The organism is Tolypothrix sp. FACHB-123, from assembly GCF_014697075.1.
Lineage (GTDB): Bacteria > Cyanobacteriota > Cyanobacteriia > Cyanobacteriales > Nostocaceae > Aulosira.
In genome coordinates this window covers 74,041-99,356 of sequence record NZ_JACJRE010000021.1, presented here as the reverse complement: position 1 = coordinate 99,356, position 25,316 = coordinate 74,041, and the positions used below count along the sequence as shown (strand labels likewise).

Here is a 25,316-nt window from a genome sequence, read left to right as displayed (position 1 = left end):
TCATGAGGGTGATTCCTTCTCCCTGCCCCCCTGCCTCTTCACCCAGGATAAACCCGCCCTTTCCACGAACCACCGCGCCCTTGCCAATGGCGAATAGCAGAATCTACAGTCATCAGGGTATAAAGAAAAGCGATCGCAGGTAAACAAAAGGTGAGCCAAGGCGGACATTTATAAAAGCGGATAGTTGGGTAATAAGCCAAAGTCATCAATAACCAGGCTGATAAACCTAAAAGAGCGTAGACGCCAGGCGTCTTGTCGCCAGACATCGCCCAATTTAAGGTTAATAAACCTAAAATAGTTGCAAATGGTGGTATCAAATAAATTAATGTCATCGCCAAGACTGTACCAACTAACAGTAGGGGAGAATAGTTAAGTTGGGTGTAAGCAGTACGCGCGACCATTTGCCAAACTGTATCTAAATCGGGATAAGGGCGCAAACTGCGAGTTAAACCACTCAATCCTAACCAAATTCGTCCTTGTCTCCATTCCTGATTACTTTTAACAGCTTTCGCCAAAGCACAATCATCAATTAAAGCTTGTTTAATTGCTCCAATTCCACCAATCTTTTCTAAAGCTGCTGTGCGAATTAAAATCGAACCCCCAGCCGCCGCAGCTGTGGGATTTTTCGGGTTATTCACCCAGCGAAAAGGATAAAGTTTTTGAAAGAAAAACACAAAAGCTGGTATTAAAAGTTGTTCCCAAAAGCTTTGACATCTGAGGCGCACCATCACCGAAACCATATCTAAATCTTCCTGTTCGGCTTTAGCAACTAATCGGCGGAGACTGCTGATATCATGCTCAATATCTGCATCTGTGAGTAAAAAATAGTCTGGTGCAAACTCAGTTGCTAATTGAATACCTTGTTCCACCGCCCAAAGTTTACCACTCCAGCCAGCAGGCAAGGATTTACCAGAGATAATATGTAATTGATTGGGTTTATTTAAAGCGTAGGCGACCCCTTGGGCAAAGTCGGCAGTACCGTCATTACTGCGATCGTCCACCAAAAACACGTTAAAATCGCCTGGGTAGTCTTGCACAAGAAGCGATCGCAAAGTGATGGGTAGTAAATCGGCTTCGTTACGCGCAGGGATAACTGCACAAATCCTCGGTAAAGAACGCAAAGGAATCTCCGCAACTTCTAATTGCTGATCGCAACGCCAAAACTGTCCGCGTAAAATCAGTAATCCTATCCAAATCACTAAAGAAAACACTGTTAACACTAATACAACTGCCGCCATGAGCTGTAGCCTATTCTCAATATCTCAGAGAGAATACTACAGCATATTTCAGGAACATGAGGTATGGGGCATTGGGCATTGAAACAATTTTGGATTTTGCGAAAAGTCGGAGCGCCGGCTTCCGGCGATCTGAACTTTTCAAGACGGATTTTGGATTTTAGATTGGAATCCAAAAGACGCTCGCGGACTCGCTCTAAGCGAAGCTATGCCGTTCGCGTAGCGTCTCCGATAGGAGAAGGCTTTACGCTACGCTAACGCAAATCTAAAATCTAAAATTCCTTGTCCCCCTGCTCCCTGCCTCTTCCCCCTGCCTACACAGTGATAGTATATCTTTTTAGTTAGAAGTCCCTGTGGTGTAGAGGTTCAAGGGTATTTGATGCAAACTCAAGATAGAGTCAGTCTCAATCAAGTCGCAGAAGCGATCGCGGCTAGTCAAAAATATCTGCTATCAATTCAAAAGCCAGCAGGTTACTGGTGGGCTGAGTTAGAATCTAATGTCACGATTACGGCTGAAGCTGTGCTGCTGCATAAAATTTGGGGCACAGATAGCACTCGTCCTTTACACAAAGTCGAAACTTACCTGCGTTCTCAACAACGGGAACATGGGGGTTGGGAATTGTATTTTGATGATGGCGGCGAATTGAGTACTACAGTAGAAGCTTACATGGCTTTGAAGCTCTTGGGCGTACCTGCCGATGATCCCGCCATGCTCAAGGCTAAAGCTTTTATTCTCCAACGGGGCGGCATCAGTAAAACTCGCATCTTTACTAAACTACACCTCGCCCTGATTGGCTGTTACGACTGGCGCGGTATTCCTTCCCTACCGCCTTGGATCATGCTTTTGCCCGATAATTTCTTTATCAACATTTATGAAATGTCGAGTTGGGCGAGATCCAGTACTGTACCGTTGTTGATTGTCTGCGATCGCAAACCTGTTTTTCAAATTGAACCAGCAATTACTGTTGATGAACTCTACGCCGAAGGACGCGATCGCGTCCAGTGGGAATTACCTAAAAGTGGTGATTGGACTGATTTATTTCTTACCTTGGATCGAGGCTTTAAACTTGCCGAAAGCTTGAATTTTGTACCCTTCCGCGACGAAAGCATCAAAGCCGCCGAAAAATGGATTTTAGACCGTCAAGAAGCCACCGGTGATTGGGGTGGGATTATTCCCGCCATGCTCAATTCTTTATTAGCCTTGCGCTGTCTCAATTATGACGCTGCTGACCCCATTGTGGAACGGGGACTAAAAGCCGTTGATAACTTTGCTATTGAAACAGAAACTACCTATTGCGTGCAGCCTTGCGTATCCCCGGTTTGGGATACAGCCTGGGCGATTCGCGCCTTGATAGATTCTGGTTTCGCCCCCGATCACCCGGCTGTAGTACAGGCGGCAGAATGGTTAATTGACAAGCAAATTCTCGACTACGGAGATTGGTATGTCAAAAATCGCCAAGGCAAACCGGGCGCTTGGGCGTTTGAATTTGATAACCGCTTTTACCCAGACGTTGATGATTCTGCGGTTGTCGTCATGGCGCTACATCAAACCAAACTCCCCAACGAAAAATTAAAACAAGCTGCGATCGCTCGTGCTTTAAACTGGATTGCGACCATGCAGTGTAAACCAGGTGGTTGGGCAGCTTTTGACATCGACAACGATCAAGAATGGCTGAATGCGATACCCTATGGCGACTTAAAAGCCATGATTGACCCCAACACCGCCGATGTTACCGCCAGAGTATTAGAAATGCTCGGTGCTTGTAACCTTGCTATAGATAATCGTAACTTTGAAAGAGCGATCGCCTATTTACTAAACGAACAAGAATCAGAAGGTTGTTGGTTTGGGCGTTGGGGCGTAAATTACATCTATGGTACTAGCGGCGCACTTTCCGCCCTAGCCTTAGTTGCACCCAAAACCCAGCAAAAAAGCATCGAACGCGGCGCAGCTTGGTTAGTCCAATGTCAAAATTCTGACGGTGGTTGGGGTGAAACCTGCCGTACCTATAACGATCCTAGCCTCAAAGGACAAGGAACCAGCACCGCATCCCAAACAGCCTGGGCGTTAATTGGGCTGATAGCGGCTGGTGAAGCCACTGGTAAATTTGCCCATCAAGCCATAGAAAAGGGAATTAATTATCTTTTGACCACACAAAAGCCTGATGGTACATGGTACGAAGCATATTTTACAGGTACAGGCTTCCCCTGCCATTTTTACCTCAAATATCACATGTATCAGCAGTATTTCCCCCTAATCGCCCTCGGTCGCTATCGTTCTGTTTTAGGGGCTAGAGAATTTTAGATTTTAGATTTTGGATTTTAGATTCAAATACAATCCAAAATTGTTTTCAATGCCCAATGCCCAATGCCCAATGCCCAATAATATATGACTAATTTAATCGAATACGAACAAGCAACTGATGAAGTGCGGGCGGTATATGACGACATCCGCGCTACCCGCAAGACTGAATATATCAACAATTTTTGGAAAGCGATCGCCAATCATCCACCGACGCTGCAACGCACTTGGCAAGCTGTCAAGGAAGTGATGACAAGTCCGGGAGAAATCGATCCCTTGATGCGTGAATTAATTTACATCGCCGTGAGCGTGACAAATGGCTGTGATTATTGTATTTCCTCACACTCAGCTTCCGCCCGTGCCAAGGGAATGACTGATACAATGTTTGGCGAACTTTTGGCGATCGTTGCTACAGCAAACTCTACCAATCGCCTAGCTAATGGTTATAAAATCCCTGTGGATGAGCAATTCAAAACCTAAGTATTATCTAATTGTCTAACTGACCGCATCTGGTCTTAGATGCGGCTCAAACATAGGGCACAGGCAACATTTTGATGATTTGTTGCCTATCCCCTGCCAAAATTGCTGAGTTAGGAGAGCGATCGCTTCTAGGTAATCTATCCTATTTTAACTCTTACATCTTTCTTTACCCTGAAATTCAAATGAGATTGAAAATTATTGCTAATCAGGTTTTGACCTTTAAATATAAATAGGGCTTACGCAAAAATAATGATAGATCTATGACTTTTATGTTACTTTAAACAATCTTTATTAAACTGAGATAAAGTATGGAATTCTACAAAGATAAAATCTCAAACTGTGCTAAATGTTTCCTAGCAAATTAGAGGTTATTACTCAGTTTTAATAATTACAAAAAAATCTAAAATAATTAAACAAATGGATATATTTTGAAACCTGTCGTAAGACAGATGAGAAGATTGCTAAATAAATTTAAATTATTAGATAGAAAGCAAAAGGCATCACAAATATTGAGGGTGCAGATACATAGGTAAAACAGAGTAAAAAGCATATTTTTTACTCTGTATTTATTTTTGTCAGTAGTCAGTAGTCAGTTGTTGTGGTTTTGAGCGTGAAATATCTTTGCCATTGACCATCATGAATAAAATCCACTCCATAGGTAATTACGAATTACGAATTACTAAGGCGTTGATTCCGGTGCTACTGTAGGACTAGAACTAGGACTAGGCGTAGGTTTAAGATTCTGGGCTTTGTAGAAAGTTTCTAAACTATCGCGATCGCCTACAAAACGCCAGTGCCAAGGTTCATAACTCACACCTTGGGGATTATCCTTAGGAAAGGACATCTCAAACCCAAAACGCGCAGCATTTTCTTCTAACCACTTATAAGCTCTGGTATTTTCAAAATTAGTTTGCAGATTAGTCGCCGGAACTGCACCATCACCAATATCTACAGCATAGCCAGTGTGGTGTTCGCTATGACCGGGAGGCGCGCTTAAAGCTGCTCTTTCGGCGGGGGTTTGATTGCGCTGCGCACCCACACCAAAAAATAACTGTTCCTGCTCCTTCACAGAGCGAAAGCCAGAAATCGGGACTAAACTTACATTAGCTTGGCGTGCGGCTCTTACCATCTCGCGAAACCTTTCCGCAGCTGCTGTGCGCATTCTCACTCGTCCATCGGCGGAAACTGCTGCTAACTCAGATTCTGGCGCTTCTGTATATGCTAAATGCCCTAATATACTATCGCTATTATTACTTTGAGATTCTCCAGAACTATCAGATATTGGTGTTTCTGTCGGGGAAATAGTCGCAGAAGGTTGAGAATTAGCGATTCTTTTAGGTGAAAAGATAAAAAATACAAAGCCACTACTGACAGCAAGCAGGACAAAAGCCAATGCTCCACCAATCAGCAAAACTAGAGGTTGGACGCGCATTTTCGGTTTTGGATCGGGAGTATCGCGTAAAGCTGCTGGAATATCATCCCCAGAAGCAGCCGAAGAGTGTTGAGGTTCTCCAGAAAACCCAGCTTTATTCAAGAATTCTCTCCTGCCTTGTTTCAATAGCCATAACAGATTTTAGACTGGAAAAAAATAAATGCAAGCGCTAGCATTTTACATCTATATTTTTAGGTGAGATCTTGACAAATCTTTTCGAGCTATATGTCAAGCTAGTGGGACTAGTCCTGTTAGGATTCATTTTGGGACGTAAGCTACCAAGCACGGTTCCCTCAGTTGTAGGTCATTTCCTCTTTTATCTGGGAGTACCGATAAGCATAGTATCTTTTTTATATCAAGCTGACCTTTCGGGACAGATTTGGATTGCACCTGCGATCGCCTACCTTGCCATTTTACTAGGAGCATTATTGGCTTGGTTAGCAATTAAAGGGCAAACCTATGTGACAAATACCATGCCCCAACAACCAACGCAAGGTAGTTTGTTGTTAGCTGCAATGGTAGGTAACACAGGTTACCTCGGCTTTCCCATCACCTTAGCAATGGTAGGACAACAATACTTTGCTTGGGCTTTATTTTACGATCTCTTGGGCACAGTATTTGGTGCTTACGGCTTAGGCGTCGCCCTAGCAGCAAGATTTGGCAATAATATCAACAATTCTGGGCAGATAACTAAAGCAATCTTAATTAATCCTGCGCTGTGGAGTTTCGCTTTTGGCTTACTCTTGCGCCAAGTGAAAATTCCCCACTTAGTCGCCTTCTACATGGATAAATTAGCTTGGATTGCCCTGGCTTTATCCTTAGTTTTAATTGGAATGCGGCTCTCACAGCTAAAATCTTGGAGAAGCTTGCCCCAGGTAGGCATTAGCTTGGCAATTAAAATGATCTTAGTCCCCCTAATTCTCGGCAGTACCTTAGGATGGTTTGGCGTCACAGGTTCAGCCGCCAAAGTCATTGTTTTGCAAATGGCTATGCCACCTGCATTTGCTACCCTGGTACTAGCGGAAACCTTCAATCTCGATCGCGATTTAGCCGTCACTGCCCTAGCCGCAGGAGCTTTTATACTACTGATTACATTACCTTTTTGGTTGTGGCTGTTTTAAATAACTTCGGTTTAGAGAAAGGGAACAAGGAGGACAAGAAATACAAGAGAAAATAATCAATGCCCAATGCCCCATGCCCAATGCCCAATGAAAAATGACAACCAACATCACCGAAAATCAGAGTTTCCCAGCCGCATCTGTCCCAGACTGGGAACCTACCCCACCCCCAACAGATTTAATATTTGATGACGGAGAACCCTTGGAAAGTAACCGCCACCGGATTGCGATGAATGTTTTAATTCGGTCATTGCAACAAGCTTGGTCAGACCGCGATGATTACTTTGTCGGCGGTAATATGTTTGTTTACTATAGTCGGACACAGGCGCGAAATCGAGATTTTAAAGGGCCGGATTTTTTTGTGGTTCTCAATGTCGAAGGAACTGGTTCGCGTCAAGGTTGGGTGGTATGGGATGAAGAAGGACGCTATCCTGATGTAATTGTTGAATTGATGTCACCTTCAACGAAAAATGCGGATTTAGGAGAGAAAAAGAATATTTATGAAGGAGTGTTTAGAACTAGAGATTATTTTGTTTTCGATCCCTTTGACACCAATTCCTTGCAAGGATGGCGTTTAGATGCTAATTTTCGATATCAGCCCTTAGTCCCTAATGAGCGCGGTTGGTTATGGTGCGAAACTTTGGGATTTTGGTTAGGACTTTGGGAAGGAACAATAGATCGAGAAACTGCGCCTTGGTTACGATTTTTTGACCGAGAAGAAAATCTAGTTTTTTTACCAGAAGAAGCCGAACGCCAACGTGCAGAAACAGAACGCCAACGTGCAGAAATAGAACGCCAACGCGCCGAACGTTTAGCTGCACGTTTGCGGGAATTAGGCGAAAATCCAGAAGATTTAATTTGACGCCAGAATCTTGATAGGGGAGTTCCAGAACATAAATTATTCCATTTACAAGGGGAGGATATTTTCTTTCTCCCCTCCGCTCCCCTTCGGGTTCGCCAGTCCCCCATCGTGACGGAGACCGCCAAGACGGGGGCTGGTCTCACCTGCTCCCTGCTCCCTTGCAGCCTTCACGATAAGTTTTTCACTATACGCGATATGATACCTCGCTGCGTGGACTAAACTTTGCAGCTAAATCTGCTGGGTTTGTATATTCATAAGGTTCAAAAGGCTGATGAATCCAGGGATTATCTGTGAGATAGTCAACATAGTAATCCGGCTCAAAAACTGAACAGGCTTTATACCAAATTACAGCGGAGCGAATTTCGGAAATCGCAAATTCAGGATGTTGCTGTAACCAGGGAATAGTCTCTTGAATTGTGATACCAGAGTCTACTAAGTCATCAACTAACAGAATCCGCGAACCTAAAGTTTCGCTAGTCATTGTTACATGGCGTGACAAGATTAACGATCCCCTTTCCTGCTTGCCGGGGCCACTGTAAGATGATGTTGCTAAAATTGCCAGTGGTTGCTTATATATACGGGAAAGAATATCTCCCACTCGTAGTCCACCTCTGGCTAGACAGACAATCTGGTTGAATTCCCAACCGGATTGATAAATCTGAGCAGCCAGTTGTTCAATTTTCTGGTGATAATCTGACCAAGAAACGTAAAGGTCTGGCATAAAGCAAGGGGTTTTGGTGAATACTGAAGGAATTGCAAATTCTTTATTTTAATATGAGCGCTAAATATTATGAATGATTCTGTTGCGGATGACTCTACCAAAAGTGAAAAGCTATCATTTAAAACTAAACTAGCCTACGGTGCAGGTGACTTAGGCCCGGCGATTAATGCCAATATTTCGGTATTTTTTTTATTGGTGTTCTTTACTAATGTTGCTGGGATTCCAGCGGGTTTAGCTGGCAGCATTTTGATGATTGGTAAAATTTGGGATGCAGTCAACGATCCATTTGTCGGGTTTCTCACAGATAAAACTCAATCTCGGCGTTGGGGTCGTCGTTTACCTTGGCTATTATATGGGGCTATTCCCTTTGGAGTTTTCTTTTTCTTACAGTGGATTGTACCACCGTTTAGTGTCTGGGGTTTATTTTGGTATTACGTAGTCATTGGGTTGATATCTCAGGTGTTTTACACCGTTGTCAATTTGCCTTACACGGCAATGACGCCAGAACTCACGCAAGATTATGATGAACGTACTAGCCTCAATAGTTTTCGCTTTACCTTTTCGATTGGTGGCAGTATTTTATCGTTGATTTTGTCAAAGATTGTCTTTTCTCAAATTAGCGATCGCGCTCAACAATATGTAGTCTTAGCCGCCATCTGTACTATAATTTCAGTCTTAAGCTTATATTGGTGCGTTTACGGTACGCGCGATCGCGTTTTGGCATTTGAAGCTAAACGCATCCAATTAGAAGAACCGCCATCTATTCCTTTTTTCGACCAATTAAAAATTGTCTTTACTAATCGACCTTTTTTATTTGTTATTGGTATATATCTTTGTTCTTGGTTAGGTGTACAAATTACAGCCAGTATTATTCCTTATTTTGTAGTTTACTGTATGCGTCTTCCAGAAGCAGACGTACCTACAACTATGATAGCCGTGCAAGGAACAGCTTTAATCATGCTGTTTTTTTGGAGTAATTTAAGTAAAAAAGTAGGCAAGAAAGTTGTTTATTTTCTGGGAATGATTTTATGGATAATCGCCGCCGCCGGACTATATTTTTTACAACCCGGTCAAATAACTATAATGTATATCATGGCGGTGATGGCTGGTTTTGGTGTCTCTACAGCTTATCTTGTTCCTTGGTCAATGATTCCCGATGTCATTGAATTAGATGAACTGCAAACCGGACAACGTCGCGAAGGTATTTTTTATGGTTTCATGGTGTTGTTGCAAAAGTTTGGTTTAGCTTTTGGTTTATTTTTAGTAGGAAATGCCTTACAAGCCTATGGTTTTAAAGAAGCTGTTGCTGGACAAACCGAACTACCCACACAACCGGAATCAGCATTATTAGCAATACGTCTTGCGGTTGGGCCTTTACCTACTATTTGTTTAATTGCTGGTTTATTTTTAACCTACTTTTACCCAATTACCCGTGAAATGCACGCCGAAATTATGCTGAAATTGCAGCAGCGAAAAGAAAAAATTGAGTAAACAAAAGGTGGGAATTACCCACCTAACAAATAACCAATTACCAATGACAACAGTTATTATTAATTATAATTTTCCTTGAATAATATCAGCCAATTCACTACGAGTTTTCTTGACTTCTGACCAAAAAAATGACCAAACTATAATTAGTATTCCTAAAGGTGTAGATAGAAATAGAAATCTCAAATAAATCGGCAAAGCATCTTGCAACAAAATTGGCAGAAAACCACCATACCAAAACCAAAATAAAAATATTAATGAACCAATAGCAGCAGGGTGTAAACTCATTTGAATATGCACTGCTGTTTGCTGAAATTGTGTTTCTAAGCTACCTTTAATTACTGGGATAAATAATTTGCGATAGACGTTGCGAGTGATATTAAAGCTTGCTTCGGAGATGGTGCCGTAATAAGGTAATTTGGCATCTGGAAATTGCAAAATTTTCGCTGTTTCAATGTTGGCACTTAATCGTTGCAAAACTACAGGTACTATGTCAGGTGTGACAATCGTAAAGCGATCGTAAGGTAGTAAGTTCATAATATTTTGATTTACTGACGGAAAAACCCCGATTAAATAGTTAAATACAGGGTCTTTCTTGCATTATTCCCGTAACAGTAACTTGCCTAACAACTGGTGTCACAGGCGAATATGAGAAATGCTACTTCTTGACTTGAAAAGGTGTATATTTACCCCCCAATGCTTCTACTATGGTGCGGGTATTGGCTTGCATCATTTTAATATAAGTATCGCCTGCACTTCCCTTGGCACCAATAGAGTCAGAGTAAAGTTGATTGGAGGCTAGTTTTACACCAGCTTCTTGGGCGACAGTTTTAATTAATGCTGGATTAATGGTAGTTTCGGCAAAAATTGCATCTACACCAATTTTCTTAATTGACTCTACCAATCGCTGTACTGTTTGGGCGCTGGGTTGTTCTTCGGTACTAATGCCAATTAATGTACCTGCGATCGCAATTTGATAAGCTTGTCCATAATATTGAAACGCATCATGGGTAGTCACAAGTTTGCGTTTATCTACAGGAATCGTTTTAATTTGCTGATTAATCCACTTATCCAACTGTTTTAGCTCATTATTAAGTTCCCTCGCGTTCTGAGTAAATTTTTCTTTATCTTCCGGCGATAATTCAATTAAAGCATCGCGAATCGCGTTTACCATTGCGATCGCATTTTCTGCACTTCCCCAAACATGAGGATCTGGTACTATTTCACCTTTACCCTTCTCTAACTGCAACGGTTTCACAACTTCTCCCACCGCTACCCGCTTAACTTTTCCACCCGCAGCATTCATTAACTTAATCAGCCCTGGTTCTAAATTGTAGCCGTTATATAAAATCAATTTCGCTGTTTCCATCACCCGACTATCTGCTGGTACCGGTTCGTAAACATGGGGATCTGTACCCGGTTTGAGAATTCCCGTTACCTTAACTTCATCACCAGCAACCTCTTGGGTTAAATCAGCAATGATTGTGCTAGTGGCGACAACTTGCGGTTTACCATCACCTTGAGAATTATTACCTGGCTGACTGCAACCAAATAAAGCCAAAGGCAGAAGCATTACCAGGCATATCTGCGAAATAATATTCTTCAATTGGGGATTGTTAACGGTTGACGGTTGACGGTTGACGGTTGACGGTTGCCTCATGCCCCATGCCCAATGCCCCATACCCTTATCTATCTTCAGCATTAGTTTCACTTATTTACAACATTATTCCTCTCTATAGATTTTTTCATAATTCTCTCATTTTTATAGTAAGCTCAAGTTAATGAAATATAAAACACTATTATGATAAACGTCTCTTTTTACACCAAGTTTAATAAATCACAGAAAAATATCTGGGAACAATCGGCACAAGTTATACAAACTCATGATATGAAATCGACAGCAGGAATTAACATTGCCCATTTAGGGGTATATTACCGCACCCAAGAAGCATTAAGAGACGTTAATTGCTATATTGAACCAGGTAAACTTACAGGTATTTTTGGCCCCAATGGTGCAGGTAAAAGTACCTTAATGAAAGCGATGTTGGGCTTAGTTCCTAAAAGTAGCGGTAATGCCTTATACCAAGGCAAGCCATTAATGCAGCAACTAGAAAAAGTTGCCTATGTTCCCCAGCGTAGCCAAATTGACTGGACTTATCCGGCGACAGTGTGGGATGTCATCATGATGGGGCGAGTAAAAAAGACAGGATGGTTGCGTAGCTTTTCCGCAGTTAGCCGCCAGGTAGCAAATAATGCTTTGGAAAGAGTGGGGATGAAAGCTTATTGCGATCGCCCCATTGGCGAACTTTCTGGGGGACAGCAGCAGCGAGTATTTTTAGCCCGTGCTTTAACTCAACAAGCCGAGATATTTTGTTTTGACGAACCCTTAGTAGGTATCGATCAAAAGACTCAGACAGTAATATTTGAAGTCTTTCACGAACTTGCAACCGCAGGTAAAATTGTCTTAGTTGTCAACCACGACTTAGGCGAATCCATCGCTCACTTTGATGATTTAATATTATTAAACCGAGAATTAATTGCCACAGGTTCACGGCAAGAAGTACTCACCGAAGAAAACTTACACCGTGCTTATGGTGGTAAGGTTATGTACTTTTCTGATGCGGCTTAATAGTCAATAGTCAATAGTCAATATTTATTGGTTATCGGGAAAAATACAGATAAAACATAACAACTGACAACTGACACCTAACAAATGACAAATGACAATTCAAGCATTAATTGAGCCATTACAATATGGCTTCATGCAGCGATCGCTAGTGATTGCGATATTAGTAGGTTTATTATGTGCAGTTGTGGGCAGCTACTTGATGGTACAACGATTGGCGTTACTGGGTGATGCCATCAGTCACTCAGTTTTGCCAGGACTTGCGATCGCCTTTATGGTGGGGGCTAATATATTTGTTGGTGCGTTTATTGCTGGCGTTGTGAGTACAATGGCGATCGCAGTGATTAGAACGCGATCGCCAATTAAAGAAGATGCAGCAATGGGGATAGTGTTCTCTGCATTTTTCGCCTTGGGAATTACCTTAATTACAGTCATTCAAAAAGATAATAAAATCGACCTGAATCACTTTCTGTTTGGTAATATCCTGGGCGTCACAACAGATGAAGTCCGAGACACCGCCATCATCGCCGCGATCGTGTTATTAGTTATCGTTTTGTTATACAAAGAACTATTATTTTACACCTTCGATCCCTTAGGCGCACAAGCCGCAGGTTTACCAGTTAATCGCCTCAATTTTGGCTTAATGCTGCTGATAGCCTTAACAATCGTCGCCAGTATGAAAGCTGTAGGTGTAATTCTCGTACTTTCTCTATTAATTACCCCCGGTGCTACCGCCTATTTATTAGTTAAACGCCTCAACCAAGTGATGATTTTGGGTGCAATTATCGGTGTAGTTTCGAGTATTAGCGGTATGTACCTGAGTTACTTTTATAACTTACCCTCCGGCCCCGCAATTGTATTAGTAGTATCGGGGTTATTTGTTTTGGCATTATTATTTAGTCCTAGGCATGGGATATTTGTACCGCAGAAAAAAGAACTGGTGGAAAAGTAAACTTTTATTCTTTCAGAGACGATATCAAACCTTCAGACGATCCCTGTGAAAGCTACATAAAATGTATAGGCTTACCCAACCTAGTCAACGTCTATGCAGCTAGTGTTATTGTAAGAAATATTTGGAATTAAGAATTACCAAAACCAAAACAAATGACTATCACTGTCAACGCGGCTGAAGCAACCACCAAATTTGCTGAACTTCTCAGTCAAGTATTGCTAGGTGAAGAAGTTGTAATTGCAGAACAGGGTATTCCCCTTGCACGTTTAGTCCCGATCGCAAATACTAGTTCTCCTCGCATTCCCGGCTTAGATAAAGGTAAAGTGTTTATGACGCCCGATTTCAACGAACCTTTACCAGAAGAAATTTTGAGTGATTTTGAAAATTCTCACATTGTTTAGTAATGAGATTTTTACTGGATACCCATGCATTTATTTGGTGGGTGACAGATGACTCTCAGTTATCTGTTACTGCGCGTAATGTGATTTCTGATTCAAGTAACAGCCTGTTTTTGAGTGTGGTAAGTTCCTGGGAGATTATCATCAAAAATAAATTAGGGAAGTTGACTTTACCCGAACCTGTAGAACAATATATTCCCAATCGTCTAGCAATTAATCGCTTTGAAAGCTTACCCATTGACATGAGTCATGTTTTGCAAGTTGCTAATTTACCAAATATCCACCGAGATCCCTTCGATCGGATTTTGATTGCTCAAAGTCAAGTAGAGCAGTTACCAATAGTAACCATTGACCAGCAAATTATACAGTATGCTGTTCAAACTATATGGTAATCGCAATCGCGCTAGCTTTGATAAAATGAGATCGCCTAACTAAAGCTTGTACCAAATCATAACTCGCGATCGCCAATAAACTTTTATAGTTTGGATATTAAGGCATCAGACGAGCGCTTTTAACCCTACATGAAAATGCGATCGCCTACACAAACAGTGCTAAGGTCATAAATATAATGTATAATCCCGGACATTGGAACTAGTCTCACGGGATTGAGTATGGATAAAGCGCTCATAGATCAGCTGATAAAGACTGTTCACCAAGAGTTAATTCCTCAACTCAAAATAGAAAGCATAGCTCCACACGATCCAGTAGAAATCAGCTATCTTCCCCAGCCTTGGCAAAAACTGGGAGTAGGAAATTACGCCGCAGTCGTTTACCATCCAGATTATCCACACTTGGTAGTAAAAATTTATGCACCTGAACGGCCAGGTTTTGAAGAAGAAGTAGAAGTATACCGTCGTCTGGGTTCTCACCCTGCTTTCTCTGAATGTTTCTATGCTCAAGATGGGGTGTTAATTCTTAAGCGATTATATGGTGTTACGCTGTACGACGCGATTCAACGCGGTCTGCGTATACCCAAGCAAGTAATTCAAGATATTGATCGAGCCTTAGATTATGCACGTAAGCGGGAACTATATCCCCATGATGTGCATGGGCGTAATGTGATGATGTATGAAGGTAGAGGATTAGTTGTCGATATTTCCGACTTTCTTCATCAAGACAAATGTGGCAAATGGGAAAACCTCAAACGAGCATACTATTTGTTATATCGCCCGATCCTCGCTCCATTGCGCTTGAAAATTCCCTACTTTTTGTTAGATGTTGTGCGCAAAACTTATCGCTTCTTTTCTAAATTAAAACAAGCTGGCGATCGCATCTTCACTAAATTTTAAAATAGGAGCTTGCTATCTTCAGATTTTCCTCACTTTTTAGCTATATAGTTTTATTAAAAATTTTTATAACAAATTAAAGCATAGGCATTCGCCTGTGACAAACATCAACTTTTATCATATATTCAATGGTTTAAGACCCCTTAGTCTACAAGTAGCAGATTTTTAGTGGGGTTTAAATCCCCGCCTGAAAATGTCTTTAATGGGTGAATTTTAAATTATTAATTGATATTTATGCCTTTACAAAAATCTCATGATTACCCAGAATATTTTATTTGGTAATACCAAAAAACTAGAGATTTTTATATATTTAGCTGTTAATAAATGTTATTTATTTACAATTGATAACTAGAATTTTAAAATTTATATCAAGCCCAGATAAATTTATTTATGAACCTCAGATAATTTTAATTATAAAAAGATAAAAATAAGTAATTGCACTGTTGGCTATTAAAAAATAAACCCAATAAAGTAAGAATATTTCATGGAAAGTTAAGTTAAAAATGGAAAAGCATAGTTAGAATTCTGTTTTTTCAGAAACACAATTACAAATCAATTAATTTATGCAGAAAAATAATAAATCGCTGTTGAGAAACCCATTATTAGGAATCGCACTTTTAATTTCCTGCTGTTTTGAGTCTATGTGGATAGCACCAACTATGGCAGGTGTAACTTTTAAACCACCAGGAGCGCAAGCACCTAAACGTTCTTCTGGAGGAGCTTCCAGAGATGGTAATCAGTGTGGATTCACAACACCAGCAACAACTAATACTTCTGTCACTCCATTAATACCAACAACTAATATTGGTTTTACAGTGGCAGAACGTCCCAGCATATTTGTCTATATTCCCACAACTACCGCTAAAACAGCATTATTTACTTTACAAACTGAAGATAGTAAATATAGTTACCGGACAAATGTATCGTTACCCAATAAGCCAGGGGTAATGCAAGTTAAAATTCCGGCTTCAGTTCCCGCACTCAAGACAGGTAAAAACTATAAATGGTCTTTGGTAATGATTTGCACCGAAGAGTTAGAGCCGGATAGTCCTTGGGTAAGTGGCTGGATTCGGCGTGTGGAACCGAATACTAAGGTGACAAGTCAGCTGAACAAACCTGCTTCATTAGATTTAATTTCTCGATTAGCCGAGACTGGTATTTGGTACGATTCACTCGCCAATCTTGCCCAATTAAGGCGATCGCAACCTCATAATCCAGCACTCAATGATGCTTGGCAAGCACTGTTAAAATCAGTGGATCTAAGTGCGATCGCCAATGCACCACTGACAAATTAATCGAGCGAAAAGCCATGTTTTGGGGTGCATCTATCCAGAAAAAACCTAAATCTCAAATTAGACATCTATTACTGCAAGCTCAATGGCGTTGTCTGTTGATGGTATCTCCCATAGTCGCCATCTGCATCATTGCTGCGAAAATGGCCGGGTTCTTTCAACTTTTGGAATGGGCGACTTTAGAGCAATTTTTTGCCTTGCGTCCTCTAGAAGCACCAGAAAAGCGGGTTCTTGTTGTCACAATTGATGAACAAGACATTACTCAGGTGGGTCAATGGCCGATTCCTGATGCAGTGCTAGCTCAAGCGCTCGCCAAACTCAAAGCGCAGCAACCAGTAGCTATTGGTATGGATATTTATCGAGATTTAGCGGTAGAACCTGGACATCAAGAACTAATTAAACTGATGCAGTCTACACCTAACTTGATTGGTGTCAAAAAATTAGTCGGGGATAGAGTCGCGCCACCCCCCACCTTAGCTCAACTTAATCAAGTGGCTCTCGCCGATTTAGTTTTAGATACTGATGGGAAAGTGCGGCGAGGCTTATTGTCTGTTGGTGATGAAAATGGTGAAATTTATTTGGGTTTAGCAACACGCTTAAGCTTGATGTACTTGGAACCCAAAGGTATTTCCTTAACAGCATTGGACAAAGACGGGAATAATTTGCAGTTAGGTAAGGCTGTATTTATACCCCTAAGAGGTAACGAATTTAGTTATCGCGGTGCAGATGTTGGCGGCTACCAAATTATTTTGAACTATCGAGGTTTTCCAGAGCGTTTTGATACAGTTACATTGCGGGATATCTTGAATGATTCTGTCTCGCCAGAACTAGTACGCGATCGCATCATTTTAATTGGGACAATAGCCAAAAGCACTAATGACTTTTTTAACGTTGGTTATAGTAGTAATTTTCAAGTAGATGGTGAACGGATGGCAGGGGTAATAATTCATGCCAATTTAATTAGTCAGATTTTAAGCGCTGCATTGGATAGGCGAACCTTAATCCGAGTCTGGTCTTTTTCGGCAGAGTGGTTATGGGTTTTGTGCTGGTCTTTTGTCAGTACTGGTGCGACTTGGAAATTGTTACAAGTTAAATCTCTTGGTCGGCAAAGATTAGGGGGATTCCCCATCTTCGCGATCGCATTTGCCACTTGTGTACTGCTTAGCAGCAGCTATCTGGCTTTTTTGCTAGGTTGGTGGATTCCTTCAGTGACACCCGCACTAGCACTGATTGTCTCGGCAATTGTGACGACAAATTCTTATAAACAATTACAACTCAAACAAGCAAATGAGCAACTCCAGGAATATTCACAAACTTTAGAGCAAAAAGTGAGCGATCGCACCAAAGAGTTAGAGATTGCTAAAATTGCTGCTGATGTTGCCAACCAAGCCAAAAGTGAATTTTTGGCGAATATGAGTCATGAACTACGCACACCTTTAAACGGTATTTTAGGATATGCACAAATTTTAGAGCGCTCTCAAAGTTTGGCTCCAGCAGAATTGGATGGTATCAAAATTATTCATCAATGCGGTTCTCATCTTTTGACGCTCATTAACGATATTTTAGACTTGTCTAAAATAGAAGCTCGGAAATTAGAATTACATAACACAGATTTTAATTTTAATTTTTTCTTAACTGGCGTTGTCGAAATCTGTCGGATTCGTGCCCTGCAAAAAGGCATTGTATTTATTTACGAACCCCACCCTCTCCTACCGCAAGTAATTCATACTGATGAAAAACGTTTAAGACAAATATTAATTAACTTACTGGGGAACGCGATTAAATTTACAGACAATGGAGCCGTCACTTTTAAAGTAGATATTTTAGCAACTCAAAAAATTAACGAAACTCAATTTACCAAAATCAGATTTCAAATTGAAGATACTGGTATAGGAATGACTCACGAAGAGTTAGAAAATATTTTTTTACCCTTTGAACAAGTAGGTGATAAAAACAAACAAATAGAAGGTACGGGCTTGGGCTTAGCTATTAGTTGTAGAATTGCCCAATTAATGAATAGTGAAATTCAAGTAGACAGTACTGTAGGTATTGGTAGTAAATTTTGGCTAGACTTGGATATAGAGATTATCAGTAAAAATATTGGCATAAAATCTACCTTGTTAGAGCAAAAAATCATTGCTGTTAAAAATCAAAATCCCAAAATTTTAATTGTTGATGATAATTGCGAAAATCGTTCATTTGTTATTAATTTGTTGGCATCGCTAGGATTTCAATGTTTTGAGGCTACTAATGGTCAAGAAGGTTTATCTGTAGCCAGAGAAGTTCAACCCGATTTAATTATAACTGACTTAAAAATGCCAATTATCGATGGCATTGAAATGATTGAGATTTTCAGAGGTATGGAACAATTTAAAAATTTACCAATTATCGTTTCATCTGCCAGTGTATTTGAAAATTATCAAGCTCAAAGCTTAGAAGCTGGGGCTAATGAGTTTTTACCCAAGCCATTAAACATCAATGATTTGTTACAGATATTACAAAACCATTTAAACCTGGAGTGGGTTTACCAAGAAGCTAACACCGCCGCAGTAAATAATATTAATGCAAAATTACTTGCACAAAATCCACAAAATATAATTTATCCATCACAACCAGAATTAGATAAACTATTGGACATGGCTATGAGAGGTAATATTGCAGGGCTGCAAACTTTACTAGATGAAATTGCTAAATCAGATGATAAATACTTACCTTTTGTGGGCGAAATTCGTCAACTTGCTGAAAACTTTCAAGTTAAAAAAATCAGGCAATTACTAAAATCTTTAAAGTAGAATAATATGCATAATTCAGAGATGAATATTTATGATTCCACTATTTTGATTGTTGATGATAATCAGACAAATTTAAGAATGCTATCTAATGCAATTGCTGAGTCTGGTTGGGAAATTTTAGTAGCTACTGACGGCGAAAGTGCGATTTAGCAAGCTGAATATGCCAAACCTGATCTGATTTTACTAGATGTGATGATGCCAGGTATAGATGGCTTTAAAACTTGTCAGTTGCTCAAAAAAAATCAACTTACTCATGATATACCAATAATTTTCTTAACTGCTCTTTCAGATAAATTTGATAAAGTGCAAGGGTTGTTAATAGGAGGTGTAGATTACATTACTAAACCTTTTCAAATAGAAGAAGTATTAGCGAGAATTCAAGTACATTTAAAAATCAGAATTTTAACCAAACAACTGGCAGAACAAAACCAGAAATTAGAAAAACGTGTGGGTGAACGGACGCAAGAACTTTCACAAGCTTTAGAAATTTTAAAACAATCTCAATTACAATTAATCCAACAAGAAAAACTGTCAACTCTGGGACAGTTAGTAGCTGGAGTTGCTCATGAAATTAATAATCCTCTAGCCTTTATAACGGGAAATTTAGATTTTATTAGTAATTATATTCAGAGTTTAATCACTCATTTACAGCTTTACCAAGAAATCTATCCAGATCCAGATGCCAAAATTGTCAAAAATGCCAAAATTATCGAGTTAGAACAAATATTTCAAGATGTCCCAAAAGTGATTTCATCGGTTAATTTAGGTCTAGAACGCATTACTGAAATTAGTAATAGTCTGCGGACTTTTTCACGTACAGATACATTACATAAATTGAGTTTTGATATCCATGATGGTATAGATAGTACTTTGTTAATTTTAAAGCACCGTCTTAAATCTAATAACCAACGTCCAGAAATAATAGTGAAAAAAACTTATGGAATTTTGCCATTTATAGACTGCTATCCCGGACAAATAAATCAAGTATTAATGAATGTTATAGCTAACGCAATTGATGCGTTAGATGAAGATATTAAATTTGATAATCAAATCGAAAATCTCACGCCGCAAATCATAATTTCTACTTTCTTTTCTAATGAAGATAAAGTAATTAAAATAATTGTTCAAGATAATGCTAAGGGAATTTCTCCTGAAGATTGCCAGCATATATTTCAACAATATTTTACCACTAAACCGATAGGTAAAGGAACAGGTTTAGGCTTATCTATTAGCAAGCAGATTATCGAAGATACCCATGCAGGCAAAATTTACTTTACTTCTGTATTAGGAAAAGGGACAGAATTTATTATTGAGCTTCCTGTGGGATAAGCATCAAGTATCATAGCTGGAGAAATTCTACAGTAAAATTGCTAATTTCCGTTCTCTACTGGGAGATACGGTAAAATTTTGGGCACATTAATAACATCGTCACTAGACTGAGTGGTTCCGAAAGTTGAGGAGGGTGTCTACATAATAATGTGTTGACCCTTGGCAATAGGAAAATTACTGTAGAAAGGAATAAAATTATGCTAAAGGCACAAAAAAAAATTAAACTTGCTCAAGATAAATTTTACTTAAGCTCATTAACATTATTTATAGTAACTACTGGTTTTCCCGCCATCGCCTCTAGCAGTTCGTCGCCGCAGATGATGATTAACTCTTTAGTCAATCGCCATGTTGCTAGTTTTCCTCCTTCTCTGCAATCAGGTAAAAAACAAGCTGAAATTTCCGCCTCAGAACCGCATTCTCTACTTAATCAAGGTAGAAGTTTATTTGCAGGGGGAAAGTTTGCAGAAGCGGTAAGAGTTTGGGAAGTAGCGGCTGAAGTGTTTGAACGTCAAGGTGATACTATTAATCAAGCTTGGACGCTGAGTTACTTGTCATTAGCAGCACAGAATTTGGGAGATTGGTCTAAGGCAGAACAAGCAATTAATCAGAGTTTAAATCTGCTGAAGCAGCACAAAGGCAAAAAGGAAAATACGGCAGTTTTAGCGGTTGCGTTAAATACTTTAGGCAATCTGAAATTGTCGCGGGGAAAAGCGGAAGATGCTTTACAGGCTTGGCAAAATGCAGAACGCAATTATGCGGTAATTGGTGATGCTGCGGGAAAAATTGGTAGCCAAATTAATCAAGCACAAGCACTGCAAGTTTTAGGATTATATCGCCGAGCGCAGCAACTTTTACTGAATGTGAATCAAAAATTACAAAATCAGTCAGATTCGGCGATGAAAGCGAAAGCGTTGCAAAGTTTAGGTATCGGGTTGCAACTGTTAGGCGATTTACAACAATCTCAAAAAATTTTAAAGCAAAGTTTGCAAATTAGCGATCGCCTCCAGTCAACAGAAAATGTAGGCGAGATTCTCTTAAGTTTGGGAAATGGGGCGCGAGAATTACAGCAACCAACAGAGGCGATAGATTATTATCAACAGGCGGTAGTTAGGGCGACTAAACCCCAAGTACGCATCGAAGCCCAGTTAAACCAACTCAGCCTGTATCTAGAGCGATCGCAAATCGAACCAGCTAATATATTAGTACCGCAGATTCAAAGCCAATTAGCCACCCTCCCTGGGAGTCGGATGTCGATTTATGCAGCAGTTAACTTTGCTAGTAGTTTGTCTAAGTTGGCGAAACTAGAAGAGAAAGCATCTGGCTTATACCAACAAGCAGCAGTCACTTTAGCTCAAGCTGTACAACAAGCCACAATGTTGAGCGATTCACGGGCTAAAGCTTACGCTTTAAATGAGTTAGGCAAATTATATTATGAAAAGCAACAATGGGCTGATGCATTAAAACTTACCCAACAAGCATTACAAATCGCCCAAGAAATTAATGGTGCAGATATAGCTTATCAAGCTTCTTGGCAAGCTGGGAGAATTCTCAAACAACAGGGTGATACTCAAGGGGCGATCGCAGCTTATGATTTTTCTGTGAAAACCCTCAAGTCTTTACGTAATGATTTGGTGGCGGTAAATCGCGATATCCAATTCTCTTTTCAAGAAAGTGTGGAACCAGTGTATCGGGAATTTGTCGATTTATTACTGCAATCTAAACCCAACCAGAAGAATCTAAAGCAAGCCAGAGATACAATTGAAGCGCTACAGCTGGCAGAATTAGATAATTTCTTTCAAGAAGCTTGTTTAAACGCCAAACCAGAACAAATCGACAAAATCGATAAACAAGCAGCTGTCATCTACCCAATTATTTTAAGCGATCGCATCGAAGTCATTCTTTCAATTCCCGGTAAACCGCTTTCTAGTTATAGAACTACCTTATCGTCAGGGGAAATTGAAGCGACTATTAAGCAAATGAGACAATCTCTCAACCCAGCTTTTGGTGATGAGGATCGGTTAAATGTATCGCAACAAATATATGATTGGTTAATCCGTCCCGCAGAATCGCAATTAGCTAACAGTGGAGTTAAGACTTTAGCCTTTGTTTTAGATGGATCTTTGCGCAATTTGCCAATGGCGACTTTACATGATGGCAAACAATTTTTACTAGAAAAGTATAGTTTGGCACTGTCGCCAGGAATGCAGTTATTGCCAACGCGATCGCTTAAACCCCAAAATCTCAAAGTAATTACAGCCGCCTTGAGTGAAGCGCGTCAAGGTTTTAAAGCTTTACCAGCAGTGCAAGCAGAGGTCAGAGAAATTTCTGCGGCATTACCCGTACAATTACTTTTAAATCAAGAATTTACTGATACTAATCTGCAAAGCGCAATTAAATCAAATCCATTTTCAGTGTTGCATTTGGCGACACACGGTCAATTTAGTAGTAAATCAGATGATACTTTTATTCTTGCTTGGGATAGCAAAATTAACGTTAAAGAACTGAGTGAATTTCTCAAAACTAGAAACGAATCTGATTCTACACCAATAGAATTAATGGTTTTGAGTGCTTGTCAAACTGCCAAAGGAGATAAGCGGGCGGTATTAGGTTTAGCAGGTGTCGCAGTCCGTTCTGGCGCACGTAGTACCTTAGCTACTTTATGGGCTGTAAAAGATGAATCCACCGCTAAATTTATGGTTGAGTTCTATAAAAACTTGAAGAAACCAGGAATTACAAAAGCAGAAGCTTTGCGACAAACTCAACTTAGTTTTTTACAAGATCCTGATTTTCAACATCCCTTTTATTGGTCAGCGTTTGTATTAATTGGTAATTGGTTGTGAAAATCATAGAAATGAGAAACAACAAGCCGACCGAAACTAGATTAATTCATCACTAAACCTCCAAATAAAGCCTATTAATCCAGGCTTTGTTTGTGGGTTTTATAAATATTAAAAGTATGAATAAATTCAAAATTTAAAATCCAAGACAGGCACCCACAGAGGGCTTATATGTAATGAAGAGACGAATATATTTATATATCGCAAATATTATTTACAGTTATATGACGTTAAAAATACAAATTTATAAAACTTTATAGTAAATAAGGGTGCAATCATTTGCACCCTCTGAAGGAGCTAGTATTAAGTGTAAGTGAGTATCCTCACTAAAGCATTTGTTTATAATGCTGAAAAAAATTTTAGTATAAATAAAATTAATAAACTTCTGGCTAAAGATAGATTAATGGATAATTAAACTAAATTAAATTTGTAATATTTATAACAATATGTTGTTATATAGAAAAATATCAACCTTCAGAGATGATTCACGTTGATTCCATGAAAATATATTCATATATAGGAATCCGGTATTAGGAGCAAAAATTTATGGGACTTTTCGATCAAATTCTCGGTGCTGTGACCAATCCCAATCAGCAAGGTAGTTTGGGGCAATTGGGAACTATTATTAACACTGTGAATCAGCTGAGTAATAGCACTGGTGCAGACCCTTCGACAATGCAAACGGTGTTGTCAGTGGTGGGTGGTCAAGTGCGATCGGCTTTGCAACAAAAGCAAGCTACACAAGGTAATGAAGCGGTGCAATCTCTAGTGAATCAATTTGCAGGAACTTCTCCTAATCCCCAAGCTGTTGACTCGGTATTTGCTCCTGGTATGCAACAACAAATAGCTGAGATTGTCGCCCAGCGTACTGGTTTAGACGCAGGGACAATTCAACAAATCTTACCGCAAGTAGTACCTGTGGTGCTGAATTTTTTACAATCTGGTGCTAATGCGCAACATCCCCAATCAGGGGGAAATTCTGTGCTGAATTCGTTCCTGGATGCTGATAATGATGGTGATGTTGATATTGCTGATGCGATGCAATTAGCTAGTCGTCATTTTGGCCAATAATTACTCTCATAGAAGTTGACTGTTGACGGTTGACGGTTAACTGTTCACAGTCAATCGTCAACAAATTTCAGCAGTTCACAAGTTCCTCAAATTTTTTTGCTAATGTGCAAGTATAGGCAGATAAAAACCTCTGGTAATTTGTTGCTAAATATTACGTTAGCGTGATGCGATCGCTTATACTTTGGAGGCATAGAAATGATGAACGAACAACGCCTCTGTGGATATCTTAATATTGGTTGCTGATAAGTGAAGAAATCGAACAGTTAATTGGAGTTAAACCTAAGTGCGCAGTAGGTAAAGATTAATTTTAACGTGGTTGTTGGATTTTTACCAAAGCTGGAAAGATGGGTTTACAAACTGCATGGCGAATTTCCAAGTACACAGATACAACTAATGTCATTGGACATAATTCGTAATTAGATTGTTGCAACGATTTAATATATTTCTCATGATGGTTGATTTATGCTGTGGTGTATAGTCTATTTTCTAAAGACGTAAGTCCTAAAGTATAAAGTTCACTTTGTGATGAAGTAAGACAAGGCAATCAAACTAATGGTAAAGATGATCTTTGGTTCTCACTGACAAAGTTGGGATAGATCAGTTGATGGAGTTTACCCACTGAAAGTAACTGTCGTCTGATTGAGCAAAGGCTTCCGGTAATGGGGCTTTTCGTCATATAATTAAGTTCAATTGCCGACTTACTTACTATCAAGTCGGCAACAGTTAATGCACTAGACTAATGTGTTACAAATAGTAATTTTTGGGGTGATTATTATGAAAACTGCTGTTAAATACGACCTCGATGTTCTGAGGGAAGAAGCTCGCTATCTGGTAAAGAAAGGATCGGTTAAGCGGAATGAACCAATTTATGCATTATGTAAGTTTATTCCTGGTCGTGATTGGGTTTGTGTAGAGTTAGAATTGGAAAAAAATGAATTTTTGTTAAGAGATAAGATTATTGATTTGTTAGCTAATGAAACATGGAATGAAGATTGATAAAGGCAGCACTACCCTGCGGGAACGACTCCGTCGAACGACAGAGCTTCAGTGACCGGGCAGAAGGCAAATGGCAGAAGGAAGATAAATTAACAAATGCCC

At 39.8% G+C, this 25,316-nt stretch carries 22 protein-coding genes; 17 read left to right on the top strand and 5 right to left on the bottom strand.

Annotated features, from left to right (window positions below):
- Window positions 1-38: 38 nt before the first annotated feature.
- On the bottom strand, window positions 39-1,238 hold the full coding sequence (locus H6G41_RS15820; RefSeq protein ID WP_190747139.1) for a glycosyltransferase: 1,200 nt from the start codon (window positions 1,236-1,238) through the stop codon (window positions 39-41).
- 376 nt (window positions 1,239-1,614) lie between these two features.
- Between H6G41_RS15820 and shc the strand changes: the two genes are divergently transcribed.
- Both shc and H6G41_RS15810 read left to right on the top strand, forming a co-directional pair.
- Window positions 1,615-3,537: a squalene--hopene cyclase gene (gene shc / locus H6G41_RS15815; protein ID WP_190747138.1), complete on the top strand. Its 1,923-nt coding sequence runs from the start codon at window positions 1,615-1,617 to the stop codon at window positions 3,535-3,537.
- 84 nt (window positions 3,538-3,621) lie between these two features.
- Window positions 3,622-4,014 carry a carboxymuconolactone decarboxylase family protein gene (locus H6G41_RS15810; protein WP_190747137.1) on the top strand — a complete coding sequence of 131 codons (393 nt, stop codon included), beginning with the start codon at window positions 3,622-3,624 and terminating at the stop codon, window positions 4,012-4,014.
- 679 nt (window positions 4,015-4,693) lie between these two features.
- On the opposite strand, the gene H6G41_RS15805 is transcribed toward H6G41_RS15810, so the two are convergent.
- On the bottom strand, window positions 4,694-5,548 hold the full coding sequence (locus tag H6G41_RS15805) for a D-alanyl-D-alanine carboxypeptidase family protein (RefSeq protein ID WP_190747136.1): 855 nt from the start codon (window positions 5,546-5,548) through the stop codon (window positions 4,694-4,696).
- A gap of 101 nt (window positions 5,549-5,649) precedes the next feature.
- Here H6G41_RS15805 and H6G41_RS15800 point away from each other — a divergent pair, with 101 nt between their 5' ends.
- Both H6G41_RS15800 and H6G41_RS15795 read left to right on the top strand, forming a co-directional pair.
- The gene (locus H6G41_RS15800; RefSeq protein ID WP_190747135.1) at window positions 5,650-6,567 is read left to right on the top strand and encodes an AEC family transporter; all 918 of its coding nucleotides are present in this window, start codon (window positions 5,650-5,652) and stop codon (window positions 6,565-6,567) included.
- A gap of 94 nt (window positions 6,568-6,661) precedes the next feature.
- Entirely contained in the window at window positions 6,662-7,426 is a 765-nt protein-coding gene (locus H6G41_RS15795) for a Uma2 family endonuclease (protein WP_190747134.1), read from the top strand.
- Window positions 7,427-7,610: 184 nt separating this feature from the next.
- Here H6G41_RS15795 and H6G41_RS15790 read toward each other — a convergent pair whose 3' ends face one another.
- Window positions 7,611-8,147, bottom strand: coding sequence for a phosphoribosyltransferase (locus tag H6G41_RS15790; protein WP_190747133.1), 537 nt, complete (start codon window positions 8,145-8,147; stop codon window positions 7,611-7,613).
- 69 nt (window positions 8,148-8,216) lie between these two features.
- Here H6G41_RS15790 and H6G41_RS15785 point away from each other — a divergent pair, with 69 nt between their 5' ends.
- Window positions 8,217-9,638 (top strand): MFS transporter, encoded by a 1,422-nt coding sequence (locus H6G41_RS15785; RefSeq protein WP_190747132.1) that lies wholly within the window; start codon window positions 8,217-8,219, stop codon window positions 9,636-9,638.
- Between the two features lie 63 nt (window positions 9,639-9,701).
- Here H6G41_RS15785 and H6G41_RS15780 read toward each other — a convergent pair whose 3' ends face one another.
- Together H6G41_RS15780 and H6G41_RS15775 are read right to left on the bottom strand one after the other, a co-directional pair.
- On the bottom strand, window positions 9,702-10,172 hold the full coding sequence (locus H6G41_RS15780) for a hypothetical protein (protein WP_190747131.1): 471 nt from the start codon (window positions 10,170-10,172) through the stop codon (window positions 9,702-9,704).
- A 121-nt stretch (window positions 10,173-10,293) separates the two neighbouring features.
- Window positions 10,294-11,208 carry a metal ABC transporter substrate-binding protein gene (locus H6G41_RS15775; protein ID WP_242037947.1) on the bottom strand — a complete coding sequence of 305 codons (915 nt, stop codon included), beginning with the start codon at window positions 11,206-11,208 and terminating at the stop codon, window positions 10,294-10,296.
- A 315-nt stretch (window positions 11,209-11,523) separates the two neighbouring features.
- Between H6G41_RS15775 and H6G41_RS15770 the strand changes: the two genes are divergently transcribed.
- From H6G41_RS15770 to H6G41_RS15720, 12 genes are all read left to right on the top strand, one after another.
- Window positions 11,524-12,264 carry a metal ABC transporter ATP-binding protein gene (locus tag H6G41_RS15770; RefSeq protein ID WP_374939432.1) on the top strand — a complete coding sequence of 247 codons (741 nt, stop codon included), beginning with the start codon at window positions 11,524-11,526 and terminating at the stop codon, window positions 12,262-12,264.
- A 91-nt stretch (window positions 12,265-12,355) separates the two neighbouring features.
- Window positions 12,356-13,213: a metal ABC transporter permease gene (locus tag H6G41_RS15765; RefSeq protein ID WP_190747129.1), complete on the top strand. Its 858-nt coding sequence runs from the start codon at window positions 12,356-12,358 to the stop codon at window positions 13,211-13,213.
- A 152-nt stretch (window positions 13,214-13,365) separates the two neighbouring features.
- Window positions 13,366-13,614 (top strand): type II toxin-antitoxin system Phd/YefM family antitoxin, encoded by a 249-nt coding sequence (locus H6G41_RS15760; protein WP_190747128.1) that lies wholly within the window; start codon window positions 13,366-13,368, stop codon window positions 13,612-13,614.
- A 2-nt stretch (window positions 13,615-13,616) separates the two neighbouring features.
- Window positions 13,617-14,003, top strand: coding sequence for a type II toxin-antitoxin system VapC family toxin (locus H6G41_RS15755; RefSeq protein WP_190747127.1), 387 nt, complete (start codon window positions 13,617-13,619; stop codon window positions 14,001-14,003).
- A gap of 219 nt (window positions 14,004-14,222) precedes the next feature.
- The gene (locus tag H6G41_RS15750; RefSeq protein WP_190747126.1) at window positions 14,223-14,900 is read left to right on the top strand and encodes a serine/threonine protein kinase; all 678 of its coding nucleotides are present in this window, start codon (window positions 14,223-14,225) and stop codon (window positions 14,898-14,900) included.
- A 560-nt stretch (window positions 14,901-15,460) separates the two neighbouring features.
- Window positions 15,461-16,192: a DUF928 domain-containing protein gene (locus H6G41_RS15745; protein ID WP_190747125.1), complete on the top strand. Its 732-nt coding sequence runs from the start codon at window positions 15,461-15,463 to the stop codon at window positions 16,190-16,192.
- On the top strand, window positions 16,129-18,981 hold the full coding sequence (locus H6G41_RS15740) for a CHASE2 domain-containing protein (RefSeq protein WP_306790432.1): 2,853 nt from the start codon (window positions 16,129-16,131) through the stop codon (window positions 18,979-18,981). The genes H6G41_RS15745 and H6G41_RS15740 overlap by 64 nt, the downstream gene beginning before the upstream one ends.
- A 6-nt stretch (window positions 18,982-18,987) precedes the next feature.
- On the top strand, window positions 18,988-19,131 hold the full coding sequence (locus tag H6G41_RS35995) for a hypothetical protein (RefSeq protein WP_306790431.1): 144 nt from the start codon (window positions 18,988-18,990) through the stop codon (window positions 19,129-19,131).
- Between the two features lie 24 nt (window positions 19,132-19,155).
- Window positions 19,156-20,310: an ATP-binding protein gene (locus H6G41_RS15735; protein ID WP_306790433.1), complete on the top strand. Its 1,155-nt coding sequence runs from the start codon at window positions 19,156-19,158 to the stop codon at window positions 20,308-20,310.
- A gap of 197 nt (window positions 20,311-20,507) precedes the next feature.
- On the top strand, window positions 20,508-23,150 hold the full coding sequence (locus H6G41_RS15730) for a CHAT domain-containing protein (RefSeq protein ID WP_242037943.1): 2,643 nt from the start codon (window positions 20,508-20,510) through the stop codon (window positions 23,148-23,150).
- A gap of 543 nt (window positions 23,151-23,693) precedes the next feature.
- Window positions 23,694-24,218, top strand: coding sequence for a DUF937 domain-containing protein (locus tag H6G41_RS15725; RefSeq protein WP_190747124.1), 525 nt, complete (start codon window positions 23,694-23,696; stop codon window positions 24,216-24,218).
- A 774-nt stretch (window positions 24,219-24,992) separates the two neighbouring features.
- Window positions 24,993-25,214, top strand: coding sequence for a DUF4327 family protein (locus H6G41_RS15720; protein WP_190747123.1), 222 nt, complete (start codon window positions 24,993-24,995; stop codon window positions 25,212-25,214).
- Window positions 25,215-25,316 lie beyond the last annotated feature (102 nt).